Origin of the sequence: Rhodococcus sp. BS-15, from assembly GCF_000813105.1 — a bacterium.
GTDB lineage: Bacteria > Actinomycetota > Actinomycetes > Mycobacteriales > Mycobacteriaceae > Rhodococcoides.
On sequence record NZ_BAOX01000003.1, the window covers coordinates 25494 to 46367 of the forward strand.

At 63.8% G+C, this 20874-nt stretch carries 17 protein-coding genes and 2 pseudogenes; 11 read left to right on the forward strand and 8 right to left on the reverse strand.

The features are described from left to right. Positions 1-89: 89 nt before the first annotated feature. From RHBS_RS00885 to RHBS_RS00920, 8 genes are all read right to left on the reverse strand, one after another. Positions 90-1829 (reverse strand): hypothetical protein, encoded by a 1740-nt coding sequence (locus RHBS_RS00885; RefSeq protein ID WP_128644595.1) that lies wholly within the window; start codon positions 1827-1829, stop codon positions 90-92. A gap of 121 nt (positions 1830-1950) precedes the next feature. Then, a complete protein-coding gene (locus RHBS_RS00890) occupies positions 1951-2802 on the reverse strand; it encodes a sialate O-acetylesterase (protein WP_128644596.1) in 852 nt (283 codons plus the stop codon). 14 nt (positions 2803-2816) lie between these two features. Next, complete coding sequence (locus RHBS_RS00895; RefSeq protein WP_128644597.1) at positions 2817-4034, reverse strand: lipase family protein; 1218 nt, start codon at positions 4032-4034, stop codon at positions 2817-2819. A gap of 4 nt (positions 4035-4038) precedes the next feature. Then, complete coding sequence (locus tag RHBS_RS00900) at positions 4039-5301, reverse strand: acyltransferase (RefSeq protein ID WP_128644598.1); 1263 nt, start codon at positions 5299-5301, stop codon at positions 4039-4041. Between the two features lie 16 nt (positions 5302-5317). After that, positions 5318-6562, reverse strand: a complete 1245-nt coding sequence (locus tag RHBS_RS00905; protein ID WP_128644599.1) for a lipase family protein — start codon at positions 6560-6562, stop codon at positions 5318-5320. Then, the gene (locus tag RHBS_RS30000; protein ID WP_237668903.1) at positions 6559-6840 is read right to left on the reverse strand and encodes a GNVR domain-containing protein; all 282 of its coding nucleotides are present in this window, start codon (positions 6838-6840) and stop codon (positions 6559-6561) included. Before RHBS_RS30000 ends, RHBS_RS00905 begins: the two co-directional genes overlap by 4 nt. A 415-nt stretch (positions 6841-7255) precedes the next feature. After that, a complete protein-coding gene (locus RHBS_RS00915; RefSeq protein ID WP_237668904.1) occupies positions 7256-8488 on the reverse strand; it encodes a S9 family peptidase in 1233 nt (410 codons plus the stop codon). A 16-nt stretch (positions 8489-8504) separates the two neighbouring features. Then, on the reverse strand, positions 8505-9980 hold the full coding sequence (locus RHBS_RS00920; RefSeq protein WP_128644600.1) for a polysaccharide biosynthesis tyrosine autokinase: 1476 nt from the start codon (positions 9978-9980) through the stop codon (positions 8505-8507). Positions 9981-10091: 111 nt separating this feature from the next. On the opposite strand from RHBS_RS00920, the gene RHBS_RS00925 reads away from it, so the two are divergent. The 11 genes and pseudogenes from RHBS_RS00925 to RHBS_RS00965 all read left to right on the forward strand — a co-directional run. Then, the gene (locus RHBS_RS00925) at positions 10092-11513 is read left to right on the forward strand and encodes an O-antigen ligase (RefSeq protein WP_237668905.1); all 1422 of its coding nucleotides are present in this window, start codon (positions 10092-10094) and stop codon (positions 11511-11513) included. 141 nt (positions 11514-11654) lie between these two features. Beyond that, complete coding sequence (locus RHBS_RS00930) at positions 11655-13145, forward strand: cellulase family glycosylhydrolase (protein WP_237668906.1); 1491 nt, start codon at positions 11655-11657, stop codon at positions 13143-13145. A gap of 434 nt (positions 13146-13579) precedes the next feature. Continuing rightward, a complete protein-coding gene (locus RHBS_RS00935; RefSeq protein ID WP_128644602.1) occupies positions 13580-14713 on the forward strand; it encodes a glycosyltransferase in 1134 nt (377 codons plus the stop codon). Continuing rightward, positions 14710-15705: a GDP-mannose 4,6-dehydratase gene (locus RHBS_RS00940; protein WP_128644603.1), complete on the forward strand. Its 996-nt coding sequence runs from the start codon at positions 14710-14712 to the stop codon at positions 15703-15705. The genes RHBS_RS00935 and RHBS_RS00940 overlap by 4 nt, the downstream gene beginning before the upstream one ends. 34 nt (positions 15706-15739) lie before the next feature. Then, positions 15740-16144: pseudogene (locus RHBS_RS31350) on the forward strand (GDP-mannose 4,6-dehydratase); the annotation flags it as partial. Positions 16145-16224: 80 nt separating this feature from the next. Further along, a complete protein-coding gene (locus RHBS_RS31355; RefSeq protein WP_272913829.1) occupies positions 16225-16674 on the forward strand; it encodes a GDP-mannose 4,6-dehydratase in 450 nt (149 codons plus the stop codon). Then, positions 16671-17276 carry an acyltransferase gene (locus RHBS_RS00950; RefSeq protein WP_128644604.1) on the forward strand — a complete coding sequence of 202 codons (606 nt, stop codon included), beginning with the start codon at positions 16671-16673 and terminating at the stop codon, positions 17274-17276. The genes RHBS_RS31355 and RHBS_RS00950 overlap by 4 nt, the downstream gene beginning before the upstream one ends. Then, positions 17276-18346 carry a glycosyltransferase gene (locus RHBS_RS00955; RefSeq protein WP_237668907.1) on the forward strand — a complete coding sequence of 357 codons (1071 nt, stop codon included), beginning with the start codon at positions 17276-17278 and terminating at the stop codon, positions 18344-18346. The genes RHBS_RS00950 and RHBS_RS00955 overlap by 1 nt, the downstream gene beginning before the upstream one ends. Continuing rightward, entirely contained in the window at positions 18343-19236 is an 894-nt protein-coding gene (locus RHBS_RS00960) for a hypothetical protein (RefSeq protein ID WP_237668908.1), read from the forward strand. Before RHBS_RS00955 ends, RHBS_RS00960 begins: the two co-directional genes overlap by 4 nt. Next, complete coding sequence (locus tag RHBS_RS30005; protein WP_237668913.1) at positions 19236-19487, forward strand: polysaccharide biosynthesis C-terminal domain-containing protein; 252 nt, start codon at positions 19236-19238, stop codon at positions 19485-19487. The genes RHBS_RS00960 and RHBS_RS30005 overlap by 1 nt, the downstream gene beginning before the upstream one ends. Beyond that, positions 19484-20575: pseudogene (locus RHBS_RS00965) on the forward strand (glycosyltransferase); the annotation flags it as partial. The gene RHBS_RS30005 and the pseudogene RHBS_RS00965, both read left to right, overlap by 4 nt. Positions 20576-20874 lie beyond the last annotated feature (299 nt).

Consider the following 20874-nt stretch of genomic DNA (forward strand, 5'->3'; position numbering starts at 1 on the left):
CTCCCTTGCTTGTTTCGGGGCAATATTGGGCCGACTCAGACTTCTCTACGACGGCGCGACTTGTTGATTCCGGTCAACCCTGGAAGTGATCAGTTCTCGACGATGAAGGAGGTCTCGGCGGTCAGGCCGGTGACCAGATCGCGAAGTCGGATCGTGTAGTTACCAGGCACCGTGATGTGGTAGCGCCTTGCTCCGTCTCCATAGCTGAAACTGCCCGACACTCCATTGCTGCATCGAGCGGACTTCAAATCCTCCAGCCCAGCCTGCGGACCCTCGATGCTGACTATCACTTGGCAATGTTCGCGGTCGTATCTCACTCCGGACGCGGTAGTCGCTTCCCACCTGTAAGTCATAGCAACAGCCGGATTTTCAGTACCGGTCATTGCGTAGCGATTCGGACCGATCGCCCGGCCCTGCTTCACAGGTTCGGTCAGCATCGACTCCATGGACATCGAATCGATGGTGAACACTTCGTCCGGCACACCGGTCAAATCCACCGAATCCCCGCCTCTGGCGCGGATCACCACCGTGGCCGAGTTCTTTCCGTTGAATTCACCGGCCAGACCCTTCACTGTGGTGGCAAGCAGCGACGCACTCTTGGGCAAAGATGCGATGCCGGTGATGGTGTTGCCCAGAGCTTTCAATGCTCGACCCCCAACATTGAGCGCCTCCGACTTCACCGCGAGGGACCCTGCCGTCGACGCACAGTCGAGAGCGTTGCGGCTGAGTTCCCCCGCCTCGGTATCGGATGCGTCATCGATCTTCTCCCACGTGACGCCACCGGTGACGCAGTTTGCCCCGCTCTCCACGGCGAAGGGATCGGCTGCATCCATCGCCGCACTACCGCCCCAGACCATCGACGCGCCGTGCATTCCGATGTCGACCAACGTCATCGCAGCTTGTGCGCGCAGATCGATTCGTCTCGGCACGTTCGGCGGCGCGAAGACGACCTCCGACGATCCGAGCGGGTAGAGCAACGTGCCATCACCCAGATCGGATTCGAGCAGCGAGCCGTACAGCGCCGAGTTTGCTGTCGCGGACAGCGAAAGATCCGTCAGCTCCTGCCGTTCGAGCGGGGCCGGGGTCGAGCGCACCGTCCAACCCAACGGAGAATTCGAATACAGAGTCACTGCAAGACTGCCACCTCGTTCGGCCAAACATGGCCATACGACGTCCTCTTCTGGAGCAGCCGCCTCGTAGGTCACCTCACCGATCGTTGCCGGGTTGCCGTAACAACTCGGCGCATCGACGCTCTGGCCGAAGAAGCCGTCGACATTATCGGCGACCTTTTCACGCAGCGTCGAGTAGTCGATGGTTCCATTGTAGAAATCTGTCAGGTGCGTAGTGGTGGCGGTCAATGTCCTGTTCGACGCGTCCCACTCGGCAGGCAGCAGCTCCGAAACCGGCGGCTCGGCCTTGCTCACCGCGACGACGACCGGGTCGATATCTTCACCCATGTCGTCGAACCGAACATCGGAGGTCGGGACCTCGAAGGTAACCGTCATCGGTTTCTTGGGCTGCTCGCCGTCACCGAGCACTACCGAGACGCCCCCACCGACCTGAAGCGCCGACGATTCGGACGTGGGAATCGACTGCGCCGGAGCGAGCCGCATCACGGTGCCGGCGGCCGCGACACCCGCCGTCGACCCGACTGTCACGCCAGCACCGTCGATCTCACCGCTGAGCGTCACGCCGTTGCCGTCCACCGCGGCCTCGACCGCACGGGGATCCTGCGCCGCAGTCGACGATGCTAGCGGGAGCGCTTCTGCGGCAGCATTGTCCGAGTCACCGGATGAGCACGCAGCAGTGACCACCACCAGGACGGACATCGCGATGCCAAGCGCCGACTTCGTGGAACGGGCCCCTCTGCGAAGCGAGACAGTAGCGATGATCGATTCCCTCCGAGCGGTGGTGATGCGCAATCAATTAACGAGAAGCCGAAAGCCGGTGTCAAGAGATGTCGGTCGAACGTAGGACTCTCGGGGACATGTCGGCGAATGCCTCCCACATTCGGCGTCCCAGTTCCCGTTGTCCCTCGCCGTTGTAGTGAATCTTTTCGGTCTCGCTGTTGTAGAGCCCCCGCGGACCCGGCACGTACGCCACTGCGGCCTTACGTCGGGGAGTATCGGCATGCACCGCATCGATGACGGCGTAGTTCGGCTCCCCCGATTCGATCTCGTCGGGCACCATCTGGCCCACCACGAACGGAACGTCGCCGAACTCGCCGCGCAGCGTGTCGATCAGACTGTCGAGCTTCTCCGCGTACGTCGGCCCGGTCAGCAGCGGTACATCGCTCTCACCTTGATGCCACAACACCGCCGCGAGCTCGTTGCCGGGCTTCGTCGCCAGTCCCGTTCGGATGCGCTGAAGTGCATCCCAGAACAGATTGACTCGCGCCCCGGTATCGGCCGGATCCCAGGAAATACCGTGGATCCGCGCGAAGCCCGAATCACCGCGCGCATACGGGACCAACAACACCGGCCTACCCGTCGCATCGGCGAGGAGCGCGGCGAACGCCGGACCGAATCCGACTGCCTTGGAGGGCACCTCGTGAAACAGTGGATTGCTGCCCGCCACGATGGTGTTCTTCGAACGGCCCGACGCTGCCCACTGATGCACCCGTGGATGCGGCGCATCGAGCCCCGATCGATCCAATCCACGGCCCCCACCGTGTGCATTGGACTGCCCCAGCACCGCAACCACCAGATACGGCTCGTCGATCGCCTCCACCGGAATGCCGCGTCCCAGACGCCTCTTCACTACGTCCTTGGCCCGCACCTTCGCGTTCTGCCGAAACCCCATGACGCTCCCCCTACTCACGTGCAATCATTCTGCGCCGACGCACCTGCGAATCGATCGGCCAACCACTGATTGACGTTGTCGCCATTCACGTCCCCGTGCCCGCGCCCGGCCTGCCGGTCGATGGTGATGACATCGCCCAGTCCGCATGCCGACTGCAGCGCCGCATCGGTCCACGCCACGTCGATGTAGGTGTCGGCATCCCCGTACGCCACCAACATCGGTGCCGACGCCGGTCCCGTCGGCAGGGCCATCCGCGTCAGCTCGTCACGCAGCGTCGCAGCCGCCGCCGGTGACTCGGGTGCAAAGTCGTTGTTGCCGAGCCTCTTCGCCGCATCGGTGCGCGCACCCGCCTTGTCCAGCGTGCACTGGGTGAGCGTGTCCCAGTCCTGCTCGGCATTGCCGCTGCGATAATCGTCGAGGTTCAGATTCTCGTCACGCCGAGCGAGTGATTCGAGTATCCACTGCAGCACCGGCCCCTGGTCCTCGGTCAACGTGCCCGCCTCCGCCTTGTCCACCAGGCCCACCATGTTCGCGGTCGGTGCCAGAGCCACGACGCCGACCAGATTCAGTTCCGGCGCATAGGAATCGGCGAGTTCGTTCGCGGCCCAGGCAGCGCCGCCGCCCTGTGAACCACCGAACGCAGCCCACTGCGTACCCACATCGGGGAAGACCGTACGGAGTGCCCGTACGGCATCGATCACGTCGTAGCCAGCGGTGATGTTGTCCAGGTAAGCGTGGTTGCCCGCATGCCCGAGACCCTCGTAGTCGGTGATGGCGACCGCGAATCCGGCTGTGGTGTAACCCTGTACGAGCGCCGATGCCCCCAGCAGTGACGCGGACCTCGACGGCGCGCATGCCTGCTCGATACCCGTGGTGCCGTGGGCGTAGGAGATGACGGGCCACCCACCCTCGGGCGCATCACCGGACGGGGTGAACACCGTGCCCGATACCTCGCGCTCGCCCACACCCGGTTGCTCCGAGCGGTACACCACCTTCGCGGCGTCGATGCCCGACATCCGCACCGGCAGCGGTAGATTCGGCATCGTCTCGGCACTCACGATGGAGCCGCTGCCGGTACCGGGATTCGCGATCTCCATCGGCTCCGGGTCGGAACCACGCACCACCGACGCCACTGCCCCCTGCGCCTGGCCGCCGAGCGGAACCACAACGGCGCATCCCGCGAGCAGAGGAATGAGGGCCAGCGGCGCGGCGAGCCTACGGACGGAGTGCATGAATCTATTTGCTCGCCTTGAATCTACGGGCGTACGTCAACGACGGCTTCTCGATGAATCGGTACGTTACCGCTCCGAATGCGATGCTCACCGCGCTCACCAGCACGAAGTTCCGCAGTAGCCCCAACTGGCTGTCGCCTGCCATCCATCCGAAGCGCCCCAACATGATCAGGATGGGAAAGTGCCACAGGTAGACGCTGAGCGAGATCATGCCCACGTAGCTCAATGGTGCCCAATCGGCCCGTTCGGCGAGCTTCGACTGCTCACCGCGTGCCAGCGGCACGATGATGAACAGAATGAGCAACGCCGAACCGAAGGACACGGTGGACGTCTGCCAGCGCGAATTGTCGTCGATCAGCATCAGTGAGATCACCGCGGTGGGAATCATCGCGATGCCCGTCCACCACCGCATCCGGGTGACGATCGCACCCTTGAGAATTCCGTTGTCGATCGCGACGAACACCACCGCCGCCAGCATCCCGTACGTGAAATTGTCTGCCAGCGACCAGAAGCTACGGCTGAGCACCGCGATCTCGTTGGGTCCCCATTCCAGCAGCTTCGGATCGGTGATGCCCGACGGCCCCACGCGCGAGGCGGTGTACAGTTTTCCGGTGATTCCGATGACGAACATGATCACCACCGGGATCAACGCCAGCACCGGTGCCGAGATGGACGTGCGCTTGCGCAGGAAGAACGCGATACTCGTCAGCAGCGGCAGTGCGATGTAGAACGCGAATTCCAGCGACAGCGACCACGACGGGTTGATGCCGGTCTGGATCATGCTCGGAATGTAGGTGTGCACCAGCGTCAGATTGGCCAACAGCGTCAACGGATCGGTGAGGATGCCCAGACCGTTGTCGGTGAAATGCTGTTCGGCCACAGCGGCGTTCTCCACGAACACCGCACGCATCACGTAGTTGGCGAACAAGAAAATGAACAGGTATGCCGGAAACACTCGCAGCAGCCGATGCATCGCGTAGCTGACGTTGTTCGGCATCGGTTTGCCTGCGAACAGCTTTCGTACCATCGGGAGGAAGATCAGGAAGCCCGACAGTGCGAAGAAGAAGATCAACCCCTGCCCCAGCACCCCGAGCTTGTAGGTCAGGACGGTCTGCGGCGAGTAGTGCCCGCCGACGTGCACGGCGAGCACGCACAGGCAGGCGAATCCGCGGGGGCCGTCGAGCCCGACGAGGCGGGCAGGTCGCTTGATACCGGTATCGGCGACCGCGGTGGCGGCGGTCGCAGTGCTGTCGGGTGTGGCGGTCATGGGTACCTTCTGGGGGTCATGGCGCAGGAGGCGGGCAGAAGCTGATGGCTTCGGTACCGGCGAACCGGTCACCCAGCCATCCGAACGCAGCAGCACCGTCGATGTCTGCGTGACCGGAATTCGGTTGAAGCACAGATTGAATCGTGTCCCCGTTGGCGCAGCCGGCCGCGATGGCGGACTCGGTCCACGACTGCGAGATCAACGTGTCCTTGCCACCGTAGACAACCAGCATCGGTGCGGTGGCGCGAGACATCGGCAAGCTCATCTCCCGGAGGTAGTCCGCGAGCTTCGCCGTCGCCTCGGGAGTTGCCGGACGCAGATCGTCGTCGCTGATCTGCGCCGCCAGGGACGTGCGGTCGGCAGCGAGAACGCCGCCGCACGCCGAGAGCTCGTCCCACTTCTCGGCGACGATGCCCCGGCGATAGTCGTCCAGGTCCAGCTCGGGGTAAGACTGGGCGAGGCCGACCAGAACCCACTGCAGCAGTGGCTTCTGGTCGACGGTGAGCGTGCCGTTCGCAGCAGCCTCCGCCAGACCGACCATATCTGCCGCCGGTACCAAACTGACCGAGCCGACCAGCTCGAGGCCCTCGCCGTAGCTGCTCGCGAGTTCGTTTGCAGCCCATGATGCCTGACCGCCCTGGGACCCGCCGAACGCCGCCCACTTCGTGGACGCCTCGGGTATCAGCTTGCGGGCGGCACGCACCGAGTCGATGAGGTTGTTGCCGACGGTACGGGCGTCGAGATAGGGATGATAGGAACCCTCCAGTCCCAGACCCTGATAGTCCGACACCGCAACGACGTTTCCGGAGCGCACCAGCGCTGCAACGATCTGCGAGCTGCCGAGCAACTCGGGATCGGCCGACGGTGCGCAGTCCTCGAGCACGCCGGTGGTGCCGTGTCCGTACGCGATGATCGGCCAACCGCCCTCGGGCGGAGTGCCTTCCGGAGCGAAGATCGTGCCCGAGACGCGCTGAGGTGAACCGTCCACCCCCGAGGTGGACGAGTAGACCACTCGCGCGGCAATCGAGGAGACAGCACTGACCCGGCGATCGATGGTCAGCAGTTGTTGCGCACTCTCGAGCGAACCGGGGCCTGCTGCACCGTAATCGGCGTCGAGCGTGGCACCGAACGCTGCCGATTGCGACAGCGAGTACGGATCGACAGGCGGGTCGTCGGAGGAACACCCCGACGTCACCAGGATCAGCGCCAGTGCGCAGGCACCGCTCGCTCGGCTTACTCGACGCGTTCGCGACAGTGTCATCGGACCCCCTCTACAGCAGGCGTCCGCATGTGAGCGGTCGCCTGCTTCACGATGTTCTCTACTTGATCGCGATGGTCGATCGAGTCGCGTGCAATTCCGAATGCCAGAACCAGCACACTGCTCGCAATCGTGCCCATCACTCCCCCCAGAATCATGTTGCTCGTCGGCTTGGGTGTGGTGACCGAATCGGGAGTGGTGGCCGCGTCGATGAGCGACACTTCCGACACCGCTCCGTTGGCACCCAGGTCGATCTCACCGACGAGCTTGATGAGCTGCACTGCAACGGAATTGGCGATGTCCCGAGCTTTGTCGCGTCGGAGTTCACCACCGAGATCTCGATCAAGGCAGAGCCTGCAGTAGGCACAACCGTGATGTCCTGCTTCAGCTCGTCGGGTTCGACGGACAACCCCTGCGAGGCGATGACGCGGCGCAACACCTGCTCGCCCGTTGCCAACACCACGTAGGACTCGACGCGTACCAACGAAGACCGGTTTCCTTCGGTCGACGCCCTGGGCGACGTGGGACCAGGAGCGGTGACGAAGACCCGAGACGCTGCGGTGTACGTGGGCTCGACGAACTGCGTCGCCAACCACGCGACGCCCGCCGACAGTACGGCAGCGGCCAGGATCGCAGCCCAACCCGACAACAGAATACGGCCGTAGTCCTTGAGGGTCGGGACACCCGTGGGGGCGATCATCGATTCAACTCGCACGTGTTGATCGGCCGTTGGCCGGCGAACATACCCTTGACCCACGGCACCGACCGAGTGCTGTCGAGGTTGCCGTGCCCCTCACCCCGATAGACCTCGTACTCGACCAGGTCGCCGAAATCACACGCGCGCTGCAACGCCTTCTCGGTCCACGGTTGAAGGATCAGATCGTCCTCGCTGCCGTACATCACCAACAGCGGCGTCGACGAACCTTGCTGAGGCAGAGCCATATCCGACAGAAGTCCGCGCAGACGATCGGTCGCCTCGACGCTGACCGGCGTCAGGTCTGCAGCCTGCAGACCCGCCAACAGACCCGGCACCAGGTCCGACTTCGGCGGCACGCACTCCATGAAGTCGTCCCACCGCTCCCGCGCCAGGCCGGATCGGTAATCGTCGAGGTTCAGCTCGGGATGGCTGATCGCCAAAGTGTTCAGCGCATACATCAACAGGGGGTACTGAGCCCGCGTCAGGGTCTGATTCGCAGCGGCATCGGCCAAGCCGGACATGTCCGATACCGGAACGATCGCCGCGGTGCCCACCAGTTCGAGCCCGCCCCCGTACTCGGCATTGCGATCGCTTGCCGCCCAGGCCGCCATGCCGCCCAGCGAAACACCGTAGGCGGCCCAACGCGAGCTGAGAGTGGGCATGAAATTCCTGGCCGCACGAACAGCATCGATCATGTTGTAGCCGAACGTCTTCGAGTCCAGATACGGGTGATACGACCCACTGAGCCCGAGCCCCTGATAGTCGGTCATCGCCACTGCGAAGCCATTGAGCGCCAATGCCGCCACGATGGGGGCACTGCCGAGAAGGTTGGCGTAACTCGACGGCCCACACGCCTCCAGGACACCCGTCGTGCCGTGGCCGTAGGACACCACCGGCCAACCCCCGTCGGGTGCAGTGCCACCGGGGATGACAACGGTGCCCGAGACATCCGTGGGCTCCCCGGTGACTCCCGACGTCGATCGGTACACCACGCGAGTGGCAGTGGCACCCAACTCGCTGATGTCTGCTGCGATGTCCTCGATCGGCTCGGCCGAGATCAACGAACCCGGCGCGGTACCACCGAAATTGGACGGTGGCGGCGGTTCGGACGTCACCGGAGCGGCCGTGACGGGAGCCGTCGGCGCGCCGGACGGCAGGACGATCGGAGTCTGCTGCGAGCAGGAGATCGACACCACGGCTGCGGTCACCAGGACGCGACTCGGACCGTCCACCTACCTGACATCGAAGCTATCCTCTGCTCGCCGAGGAGGTCGCAGAGTCGTTCGTCGCCGGCTTCGGCCTGACGGCGACGGAGTGGGCAGGCGCAGACGGAGCTTCTTCCGTGGACGGGGCAATGGAACTCTCTGCAGCAGCGGGTGTCTCGTCGGAGTCTTCGGAGGATGCGGAGTTGCCACCGAGCAGGCGTCGACCCGAGGGTTCGAAGGTGGTCACCACGCCCAGTACGGTTCCGCTGACACCGTCGAGCACCTTGATCGCACGTCGCAGCTTGTCGCGCGTGGTGCGGCCGGTACGCGCGAGAACCACTGTGCCGTCGGCCAATGCAGTGAGAATCGCGCCGTCGGTGACCTCGAGCAGAGGCGGGGTGTCGACGATGACGTAGCGGTAGTCGCCGCGCAGCTCCTTCAGCAGCTCCTGGGCGCGGTCCGATCCGAGCAACTCACTCGGGTTCGGCGGCACCGGCCCCGAAGGAAGCACCGACACACCATCGAACACGTCCTTCTGGATTGCATCCTCGACGCTGTGCTCGCCGGAGAGGACGGTCGACAAGCCGCTGTCCTGTTCGATACCCAAGCGGCTACCCAGGGTCGAGCTTCGCAAGTCGCCGCCGACGAGCAACACCGTGTGCCCGGCCTCGGCGAGAACGGCGGAGAGATCGATGGCCGTGCTGGTGCGTCCCTCGCCCGCGGCCGCACTGGTGATGGTGATGACGCGTGGGGGCGAGCCGCCGCCGAGGAACCGGATGTTGGTGCGCAGGATGCGCAGTGGTTCACCCATCGTCGCCATCGACGCCACCGGAACCTTGGGTCGCGTCCCGTCGGCAGGGAGGCCTCCGAGTACGACGCGGCCCGAGACGTCCTCGGCGCGTGGACGATCGCGAATGGAGCGATCCACCAGGCCACGGAGCAGCGCGAGGGCGAGGCCGACGACGAAACCGATAGCGCCGCCGAGACCGAGGGTGACGAACAGGCCCATGCCGATCGGATCCGACGGGACGTCGCCCTGATCGACGATGGTGGCACCGGCCGCGGGATCACCGCCGCGCTGCGATGTTTCCAGTTCCTGCACCACCTGCGTCAGCTGCCCGGCGACTGCGTTGGTCAGTGCCTGCGCGACCGCGGGATCGGCATCGGTGGCACACAGGTCGAGCAACACCGTCTTCTCGATCGGCGTAGCCGTGATCCTGGAACGCAGATCTGCCGCAGACCCCGGCAGCTGCAACTGATCGACGGCTCGCTGCGCAACCTGGGTACTGGTGGCCAACCCGGCGTAGGAGGACACGCGTTCCTGCGAGAACAGGTTGTTCTGGTACGCCTCACCGACGGAACTGCCACCTTCGGTGGTGACGAACAGACGGGCACACGCCTGGTACTGAGGCGTCGTGAAGAACGTGTAGGCATAAGCCCCGGCGACGCCGATGACCGTCGCGAGAGCGACGATCCACCAACCCGCGCGAAGGATCCGCCAATACTCTCGAATCTCCACGAGTGCTCCTATCGAATAACCGTCGGTCAAGGGGAAAGAATAAAGCGCAGCGAAGGATTCGGCACGGCGTACATGTTGCGAGTAGATGAAAGCGTGACAACATCAGGACCCATGAGCATCACGCAGCGGGTCGGATGGGTCGCCATCGTGGCAATCCCCGTTCTCGTTACATTCGCCATGATCGTCGGCGGAACTCCAGCGAAATTGGGCGCATTCGCCCTCGTCGCGCTGACCGTGGGAGCGTACATCGGCCTACGTCATCCACTGTATTTGACTCGCGCTCTTGCCTTTTCATTGGGCGCGCTCCCCTTCGGTTACGTACCGGGCACACCCGTTCCGTTGGTCTTCACGTTCGGTGTCGCGACAATCTTCGCCACTGTGATTCACCGCACGGCAGTGAGCCGCATCACATGGCCCGAAACGACCGTCATTGCGCTCATCGTGCTGTCCGCGCTGTCGGTCGTCGTCACGGCGACCGGACTCGGCGATTTCTTCGAATTCGGTAAATGGCTGATCTCGACCCTCGTGGTGGTGTGCCTGTTGCGGATGCCGAGGGATGAAATGACGGTGTTCGGCAGGATCTACGTCTACGCAGCGTCGGCCGCGGCTGCATTCGCGTTGCTGATCTTCGTCGGCGATCCCGCGGGCAAGCTGATTCGCTACCTGTCGATCCTCGGATACGGCGCCGAAGAGGAGAGCACGCGATTCGTCTACAGCCCCACCGGAGCCACCTCGGTTCGCCTGGCAGGGACGTACATCGACCCCAACGCAGCCGGAATCGGCTTCGTCCTCGCACTGATGCTGTGCATCCTGTTGTTGCGTGGATACCTGCGTACGGCTCTCGCAACCCTGCTGTTCCTGTCGATCGTGCTGACGCTGTCGCGAGCAGCCCTGTTCTCGGTGGTGTTCGGCGTACTGCTGATGTTCGCGTTCCAACAACTGCGCACCAGAGAACGCCTGGCGATCGTCGGCGCATTCGTAGCGGCTTTCATCGGAGCGCTCGCAGTACCCAGCGTGCGCAGCCGCGTCTTCTCGTCCTTCGGCAACGAGGACGCCGGCTCGAGCGCACGCGGCGATGCACTCGCCGAATTCCCCGGTCACATGCAGGGCCACTGGCTGTTCGGCCTTGGTTGGGGCCGGCCCGAATTCGTCGATCCGGCCACCGCGTTCGAGGTGAACTTCGTCGCGAACTCGCCACTGTTGACCGTCTACCGCGGCGGCATTTTCACCGGCCTCGCCTTCACCGCAATTCTCGTTGCCGGTGCCGTTGTGGGCTACCGAATGCTGCGATCGGGACGCTGGGAACTCGGCTTCTACGGCGGCACATTCATCGGCTTCTCGGTGGTCGCCCTGCAGCTCGACTTTCCCGTCGTCAGCAATCCCTCCACCACAGCGACATTTTCCGTGATGCTCGCATTCGTCGTCTACGCGTGGGAAAAAACGACGGAAACCAGTCCGGATGGCGACAACATCGAGGATACGAAAACGAAAAGCTTGCTTTCGGCCGAAGGTACTCGACCAGCAGTTTCATAATTATCGGTCCGCTTTTTGTGATTTGTACAAAACCGCATTGAAGGTGCAATGATTCCCGAACCGGCCCGTCGAATGTTGGTACGGACCCCCTGGTGGAGAGAATTGAAGATGGTTCACTTTCGCGGTGGCTTTCGCGCAGTAATGTCAGCGACAACCGTTTTGATAGTCGCTGCCGGGCTCTCCTTCGGAGTCACGTCCATAGTCACTTCGCCCGACCACCTCGTCGGCCCATCACGCGCCGAAGCGGCCCCCAATCCCCCCGGCGTCGGCATTTCCGACGGCGGCGGACTGCTGTGGGCCTCCGATGCGGAGCTGGACACCACCGTGCAATTCATAACGGGAATGGGCGTCACTTCGATGCGAATCGCCATTCCGTGGTCGAGCGTCGAATACACCCAGAATCAGCTGGACTGGACGGCCGTCGATCGCGTCGTGAACAAGCTTCGAGCAGCGAACATCTCGATGCTGGGCATCATCGCCTACACCCCGCCGTGGGCGACCTCCCCGGTCAACCAACCCATCAGCACCCGCCCGGCCTCGCCTGCAGCGTTCGGCGACTTCGCCGGCAAGGTCGCCGCCCGCTACAAGGGCAAGGTTGCCGACTACGAGATCTGGAACGAGCCCAACGGGTCCATGTTCTACGGGCCGCAACCCGACGCGGCCGGCTACACCGACCTGCTCAAGGCTGCATACCCCAAGATCAAAGCTGCCGACTCGGCTGCGACGGTCGTCGGCGGAGTCCTCGGCGCAGCCGAACAGGGCTGGGGCATCGTCAACCCCGTCGACTTCACCAACCAGATGTACGCCGCGGGAGCAGCAGGCAATTTCGACGCCCTCTCCTACCACCCGTATCAATACTCACTGAAGTTCTCCGAAGGTCCCTACGTCGATCATTCACCGGCCCGGCAGGTCATGGACATGCGCGCGGCCATGGTCGCCAACGGCGACGGCAGCAAGAAGATCTGGGCCACCGAGTACGGCGTTCCCACCACCGCGGTATCGGGAGATCAGCAGAACGCGATGATCACCGACTTCATCCAGAAGTGGCGCGAGCTGCCCTACACCGGCCCGATCTTCCTGTACACGATGCGAGACAAGGCGACCGGTAGCAACGATCCGGAAGACACGTTCGGCCTGCTCGAGAGCAACTGGGGTGCCAAACCGGCGCTGTGGGGCCTGATGGGCCTGCTGCAGAACAACATCCCACGCACTGCCGAATACAACCGATTCGCTGCTGCTCCGAACAACTCCGGAGCGGTACTGGGACCGGTGTTCCCCGTGCGCGATACGTGGGCGCAGTACCGACAGGACGCGGTTCTCTACGAGATGCCGACCGGTTTCGTCGCCGTTCCTCGCGCTGTGGCCGAATCGATCCGCGCCACCGGATTTCTCCCGACCACGCCGTTCAACGGCACGTACCAGGATTTCGACAGCCCCTTCGGCCTTCGTGTGTTCTCCACCGCCATCGGCGGTACCCGCAACATCGGTGGCGGCATCTTCAGCGCCTGGGATCCCACCCTGGGGCCCGCAACGAGCGACGAGATGCCACAGTACGGCGGCGGCGTACGGGTGACGTTCCAGTACGGCACGATCACGTGGACACCGTACGTGGGAGCGACCGTCACCCGCTGAATTCATTCGATCGATTGATTGATAATTCACAAACCGCACGCCCCTTTTGATAGGGTGAAGTGCGCCCATTTCCCGGTGCAATCGTTGCGGTTACGTTAACTCTACGCAAAGGCGCGGTTTCGTTTTACCGATCAATTATTTTGCTTTGTGAACCACCTCACTTAATGCTATCTATTTCTTGCCGAAACGGATATTCATATAGCGCGAACGAATGACTCTTCGTGGCAGGATTATGTCCAGTGTTCGCACGTCTCGTCGGGGGGACGCCTGAAATCTCGACGCTCTCGTCGTGCACCGTTGCGCGCCGGAGCGTCTACAGGCGTTCGGGATGCCCTCTAGCTCGACTCGAGTACGGACCGACACGATGGGTAGCTCATGAATACAGATAGTGTTGTGTCACAACTGATTTCATTCGGTCGCATCCGGGTGGCAACATGACCGACGGTCTCCGCGTCGCGATTGCGCACGACTACCTCACGCAGCGCGGCGGTGCCGAGAAGGTCGTCCTGGCCATGGCCCGCGCCTTCCCCGACGCCCCCATCTACACGACGCTCTTCGAACCGTCCACGACGTTCCCCGAATTCTCCGAACTCGACGTGCGCCCGTCGACGTTGAACCGCATCGGCTTCCTGCGCAAGAATCACCGCGCCGCACTTCCCCTGCTGCCCTTCGCATCCTCGTCCATCGAGATCGACGCCGACGTGGTGCTCACCAGCACCAGTGGCTGGGCGCACGGCTTCCACACCTCCGGACGCAAACTTGTCTACTGCTATTCACCTGCGCGTTGGTTGTACGAATCACAGATGTACCTGGGTGAAAGTCGCAGCCCGGCCAAACGCATTGCGCTCAAGGCCCTCTCGTGGCCACTACGTCGATGGGACCTCCGCGCTGCACTGTCGGCGGATCGCTACCTGGCCATCTCCACCGTGATACAGCAGCGCATCACCGACGCGTACGGCATCCCGTCGACGGTGGTGCCTGCCCCGTTCACCGTGGAGACGGCACCACCACAGTCGATCCCCGAGGCAGCGACGTGGCTCGACGGCACCGGCTACTACCTGTGCATCTCCAGGCTGCTGCCGTACAAGAACGTCGACAAGGTGATGGCCGCATTTGCCGGCACCGACCGCAAGTTGATCGTCGTCGGCCGCGGCCCCGAGGCCGACCGGTTGCGAAAGCTGAAGTCCGACAACGTGCTCATGCTCAGCGATCTGACGTCGGGCCAAATGACCTGGCTCTACCGAGGGTGTAACGGTTTGATCGCCGCGAGCTATGAAGATTACGGATTGACCCCCATCGAAGCGGGTTACCACGGCAAGCCCAGCGTCGTGCTCCGCTGGGGCGGCTTTCTCGACACGGTCGAGGAAGGCGTCTCAGGGGTGTACTTCGATCAGCCACAACCAGATTCGATTCGCGACGCGGTCACCGCTCTCGAACGGACGGCCTGGGAACCACTGAAGATCCAGGCACACGTGGAGCAGTTCAGCGAAGAACGCTTCGCTGCCGAGCTCATTTCAGCAGTATCCGAGATCAATGCAGAACGAATCGAGAGGACGGCGTCGCGATGAACAAGCGCGCTTTGATCACCGGCATCACCGGACAGGACGGCCTCTATCTCGCAGAGCTGCTGCTGAGCAAGGGCTACAAAGTGTTCGGTCTGCTTCGCGGACAGAACAATCCGAAAGCCCCCATGCTGGAACGAGTACTACCCCAGGTCGAGATTCTGCACGGAGACCTACTCGACTTGTCCGCGCTGATGCGCGCCTTCGCTGTCGCCGATCCCGACGAGGTCTACAACCTCGGAGCCGTCTCCTTCGTCGCGTACTCCTGGGAGAACGCCCGCCTCACCACCGACGTCACCGGCGGCGGAGTACTGAACATGCTCGAATCGACCCGGTTGTACGAGCAGGTAGCGGGCAAGCAGGTTCGCTTCTACCAGGCATCGAGCTCGGAAATGTTCGGCAAAGTCCAGCAGGTGCCGCAGCGCGAGGACACACTGCTCTGGCCACGCTCGCCGTACGGTGTCGCCAAGGTCTACGGCCACTACATGACCATCAACTACCGCGAGTCCTACGGCATGCACGCCAGCTCCGGAATTCTCTTCAACCACGAATCACCGCGCCGTGGACCGGAATTCGTCACACGAAAGGTCTCCCAGGCCGTCGCGCGCATCGCACTCGGGCTGCAGACCGAGATCTCGCTGGGCAATCTCGACGCCAAGCGCGACTGGGGTTTCGCCGGCGACTACGTCGAAGCCATGTACCTGATGCTGCAGCAGGACGAGGCCGACGACTACGTGATCTCCACCGGCGAGACGCATTCGATTCGAGAACTTCTGGATCACGCCTTCGCAGCGGTCGACATCACGGACTGGGAGCCCTACGTCAAGATCGATCCGCGCTTCTTCCGGCCCGCCGAGGTCGACCTTCTCGTCGGCGATTCGTCGAAAGCGCAAGCTGCTCTTGGCTGGAAGCCCAAGGTCGCCTTCCCCGAACTGGTCGCGATGATGGTGCGCAACGACCTCGTCGAACAGTCCCCCGACACCGTCAAGATCGCGTGAACGCCGGGCCCCACCCGACCGCCTGATCACCGGAGTGGCGGGCCAGGACGGCAGCTACCTCGCCGAACTTCTGCTCGGCCGCGGCTGGACAGTTCACGGCGTCTCCAAGCCTGGCGGCACACCGGAGCCGGTGAACCCACTCGTCGAACAGCACGAGACCGACCTCAGCGACCACCGAGCCGCCACGGCACTGATCACCGAAACCGCCCCCGACTATGTCTTTCACCTCGCCGGGATCTCGTCGGTATGGAAGTCGTGGAACGACCCGGTACTGACCACCAGGGTCAACGGCGTCTCTGCAGCCGCTCTGCTCGATGCCTGCTTCACCCAGCAGGAGGCGTCGGGAAAGCGGATCGTGCTGATCAACGCATCCAGTGCCGAGATCTTCGCCGGATCCGGCGTCTCGCTGCAGAGCGAGACGACCCGAATCGCACCCACATCGCCCTACGGTGCATCGAAGGCTCTCAGTCACCACATGGTCGACGTCTATCGATCACGAGGACTCGAGCAACCAATGCCATTCTCTACAACCACGAGTCACCGCGGCGGCCGGATTCGTTCGTCACCCGGAAGATCAGCAAGGCCGCGGTCGCCATCTCTCGAGGGAACCAGTCCACGCTCGAACTCGGCAACCTCACTGCCGTGCGCGATTGGGGCTGGGCCCCGGACTATGTGAACGCGATGGCAGCGATGGCCGAGTACGGCAAGGGCGACAATTTCGTCGTCGCCACCGGCCAGGCCCACAGCGTCGCCGACTTCGTATCGACGGCGTTCGAGGCGGTGGGCATCGACAATTGGCGTGACTACGTGCGCACTGACTCGGAGATGCTCAGGCCGTCCGATTCGGCCAGAATGGTCGGCGACGCCTCCAAGGCCCGGAACCTGTTGGGTTGGGAACCGACGAAGACTTTCGATCAGGTCGTCCAAGCAATGATCGAGTTCGACATGACCGAGGAGATTGCAGCATGACAGCGGTGGAAAAGCCCGAGAACGAGACTTACGACGTGTCGAACTACAAGATGCAGGACATCACGTTCAAGCGGAAGCTGCGCAATCGCATCGGCACACTCGGCTTCAACATGATCGTCACCTACATTCCGTCGCACTGGATTCGGCAGAACTTTCTGCGCGCCTTCGGTGCAACGATCGGCAAGGACACCTCGATCTTCCGCGGCACCACCATCCTCGATCCCGAGGGCCTCACCATCGGTGACGCCTGCGCCATCGGGTTCCGGTGCATGCTCGACGCCCGTGGCGGAATCACCATCGGCAGCAACGTCGTCATCGCCAGCGACACCCACATCATCGGCGGGTACCACGACCACAACTCCCCCGAGTTCACACCGATCCTCGAGCCCTGCGTCATCGGCGACTACGTGTGGATCGCCAGCCGCAGCACGCTTCTCAGCGGTGTGACCCTCGGCCGCGGTGCCGTCGTCGGTGGTTGCTCGATGGTGCGATCGGATGTCGGCGACCTCGAAGTGGTTGCCGGTGTGCCCGCAAAGGTGCGAGCGATGCGTGATCCCGAGGCTCTCGCCTACCGCCCCAAGTATCGGCCACTGTTCTACTGATGATCCTGCGAGACTGCCGACTCGTCTACGTCGCCCCCCGATCCGGGGTGGGCGGCGTGGGCGACTATGCCGACGACTTCGCCGACGCCGTTCGGCCACACTTCGCCGAGGTGATCGAGTATCGCCACGAGGGACCCGGATCGCACTCGGCGCGCGATATTCTGCGCCACCGCACAGCGATTCAGGAACTCGTCGACGCCGATCCGGGTCGCGTCATCGTGCACTGCGAACTCAGCGGCGGCTCGGTGATGCCGTTCTGGGCAACCTCCCGACTCACCGGCGACCCGGTTGTGACCGCGACGGTGCACGACCCGCCCGGACTGGTCTGGTGGCCCGCGCGAACCAAATTCCTCGCCGGTAAGAAAGTGCTCAATCACGGCCTGCACTACCCACTTCGGTCGGCCTGGCGTTCGCTCGAACGCCGGGTGGCCGGGAGCCGAACACTGTTCGCCCTCACCCGCTCCGGTGCTGATTCACTCGCGCGCGAGTATCCCGACGCCACAGCCAAGGCCAGCGCCCTCTTCGTTCCCGCGCGGCCCGACATCGCCCCCGCCGAGGATCGGCCGCTGGCGGTCGGGCTCTTCGGATTGGTCTATCGGGGCAAAGGTTTCGACCAGATTCAGCAACTTCGCGACAGCCTCCCCGACGATATCGCGATCCGCATCGCCGGCCGGGGAACCGAATTGCTCGACCCCGTCGACGGCGTGGAGATCCTCGGCGAAGTGAACGGACCGGACGAGGATGCCTTCTTCGCGTCCATCCGCGCACTCGTCCTGCCCTACGGCAAACGGAGTATCTACGGCGATGCGTTCCCCGCGTCCTCGGTCGTGACGCGAGCAATCGCGTATCAGACCCCGGTGACGTGCCTCAAGGTCGGCGCTCTCGCCGAGTCCGACAGCGGAGCCCTGGTGGTCGACGGGGGTGTCGCCGAACTGGCCGACGCCACCGCCGACCTCATCACCGATCCGATTGCGCTGGGCAAACTTCGACGCGAGGTCGAGGCGCTTCGCATCTCCCACACCGCAGAGCTCGTCGTCGAGGACTTCGTCTCCGTGTGGGCGGCGCAATGAACGGCAATCTTCTCAAGGCCGGAATCGCTGCTCTGTGGACCTACGGCGGCCGCGGCATCGGGCTGCTGTGGACCATCGCGCTGATCGCCAAACTGGGGATCTCCGATTACGGCCAGTACGCGATGGCCTTCGCCCTCGCCGCGATCATCGCAGCACCACTGGATCACCCCTTCACCGTGCGCTCGATCCGCGTGACCGAACGAGAGTTTCTGGGCGAGCGCACTACTCGCGTGCTCGTCGGGGCCGTTCTCATCGTCGGCGGCCTGTGCCTGGTGCAGGTGAACTACATCGCCTGGTTCGCCCTGGTGATCGGCGGCGGTGAGCTGGTGTTCAATGCGTACAAGAGCAGGGCACTACGCGACGGCCGCCCCGATCTCACCCAGCGATTGGACACAGCACGCCAAGCCACGTCCATCGCGCTCGCGACGGCCTACCTGTTCGCCGTGCCCGACCCGAATTTGACCGTCGCGAGCCTGCTCTACGCCGCACCGTATTTCGTCATCGCCGTGCTAGCCGCCGTCCGGACGCGCGTCGCTGCTCCGCGCATCCCCGGATCGTGGCGCGAGATGTCGATGCTGATCTCGGAGAACCTCGCCAACGCGGTCTACATCCAAGGCGACGTGCTGCTGCTCGGCTTCCTCACCGACTCCACCATCGCCGGCTACTACTCCGTCGCTGCAGTGACGGCCTGGGCGGTGGCCTTCATCGGCCAGGCCTTCGGCAACACCTTCCACGAGAAGCTGCGTGCAGCAGACGGACTCGTCAGCGCCGGACCGGCCCTGAAGCACACCGCGGTTCTCGGCTGCGCCGCCGGCTCCCTGCTGTTGGTAGCCGGTCTGCTGCTCTTCTTCACACCGGCCTCCCCGCAGGTCGCGGGCGCCTCGTGGTGATGTCGTTGTTCGTGGTGATGCGAGTGATGAACCATGTGTTCACCACCGTGCTCTACTTGCAGCACCGCGACCGCACACGAGTGATGGCCGCAGCGACGCTGGCACCGCTGAAGATGGTTCTCGTCCTGTGCCTGTTCCCCTTCGGTGCCGTCGGCGCGGCCGTGGCCTCGGTGGTCACCGACGCCGTGCTGCTGGTCTGGTTCATGCGCGCCCTGTATCGGCATCCGGTGAAAGAAGAAGTGACACAATGAGACGCGCGACATTCCTGCTGTCCAAAGACCCCGTCACCGAGCACGGCGGCGATATCGCGCTGTCGCGCTTGATGATGCAGCTCGCCCGCGAGGCGTTCGAGGTGCGTTCGATCTGCCTGTCCAAGGAGACCGACGTGGCCCCCGACGTGGTGCGCGTCCCCAAGCCCACGGTCGATGTGGGGTTGCTGATGAAGTCGCTGCGGCCGACGCGTTCGGTGGTGCACGGACGCTACGACGTCGACGCCTTCCGCGACGCCATCGACGCATCCACCTCCGATGTGTATGTGGCCGAACACAGTTACATGGCCGAATCGTTCCTCCGCTCGTCCAAGCTGGGGTCACCGTTCGCGATCAACACCGTCAACACCGAGTCGCAAGTGTGGAAGGTGACGCGCGGATTGATCGGCCGTATCGAGGCACCACGCATCCTGCGGGACGAGATTCGCGTCGCCCGCGCGGCAGATGCCGTCGGGACCTACGATGCCGACGAAGCGCAGATGTACCGGAGCAAGGGCGTGCGCGACGCTCGGTGGATCGACCTCACTCTCGAACCCGCGCCGCAGCTGGACCTGTCCGAGACCGCGAAGCGTCTGGTGTTCATGGGAACTCGTGACTGGCCGCCGAACCAGGAAGCCTTCAAGATCGCGCTCGAGTACTGGCCGGCGATCTCTGCCGGCATCGACGGTGCCGAACTGTGCATCATCGGCGCGAAGGCCCCGGGTGCCAAAGATCCCGTCTATCCAGCCGGAGTTCGCGATCTCGGCTTCGTCGACGATCTGCAGGAATTCCTCGGCACCTGCCGAGCGTTGATCGCCCCGGTCGCCACCGGCGGCGGCGTGCGCGTAAAGATCCTCGACGCCGCCAGCAAGGGACTACCCGTCGTCGGAACCTCGGCGGCCGTCGGGTCGCTCGACTCGATCTTCGAGCTGCCCACGTTCGACGACACCGAGCAGTTCGTCGCCGAGTGCCGCCGCTACCTGCTCGACCGCACCGCCGCCGTCAAGGCAGGTGAGCGCATCTACGAGCTGAACACCGCGCGCTGGAACGACCGCGTGCCCCATTCCACCGTCGAAGCACTGATCAGCGCCCCCGCTCACGAGCACCTTAGGATGATCGCCATGACCCTCCGCTCCCGTCTGCTCACCGTTGCCGCAGCCGCCGCGATCGCCGTCGGCCTCTCTGCACCCGTCGCACACGCGGCCCCGCCCGCCGGACTCGGATTCACCGGCGGAGCGCCATTTCTGACGCTCGACGACGCAACGCTGAACAACGAGCTCGGTGCCGGACGCGACATCGGTGCATCGTGGGTACGGGTGGTCGTGAACTGGGCGGCAATCGAGACAGCACCGGGCGTATTCGACTGGGGCAACACCGATCGCGTGATCAA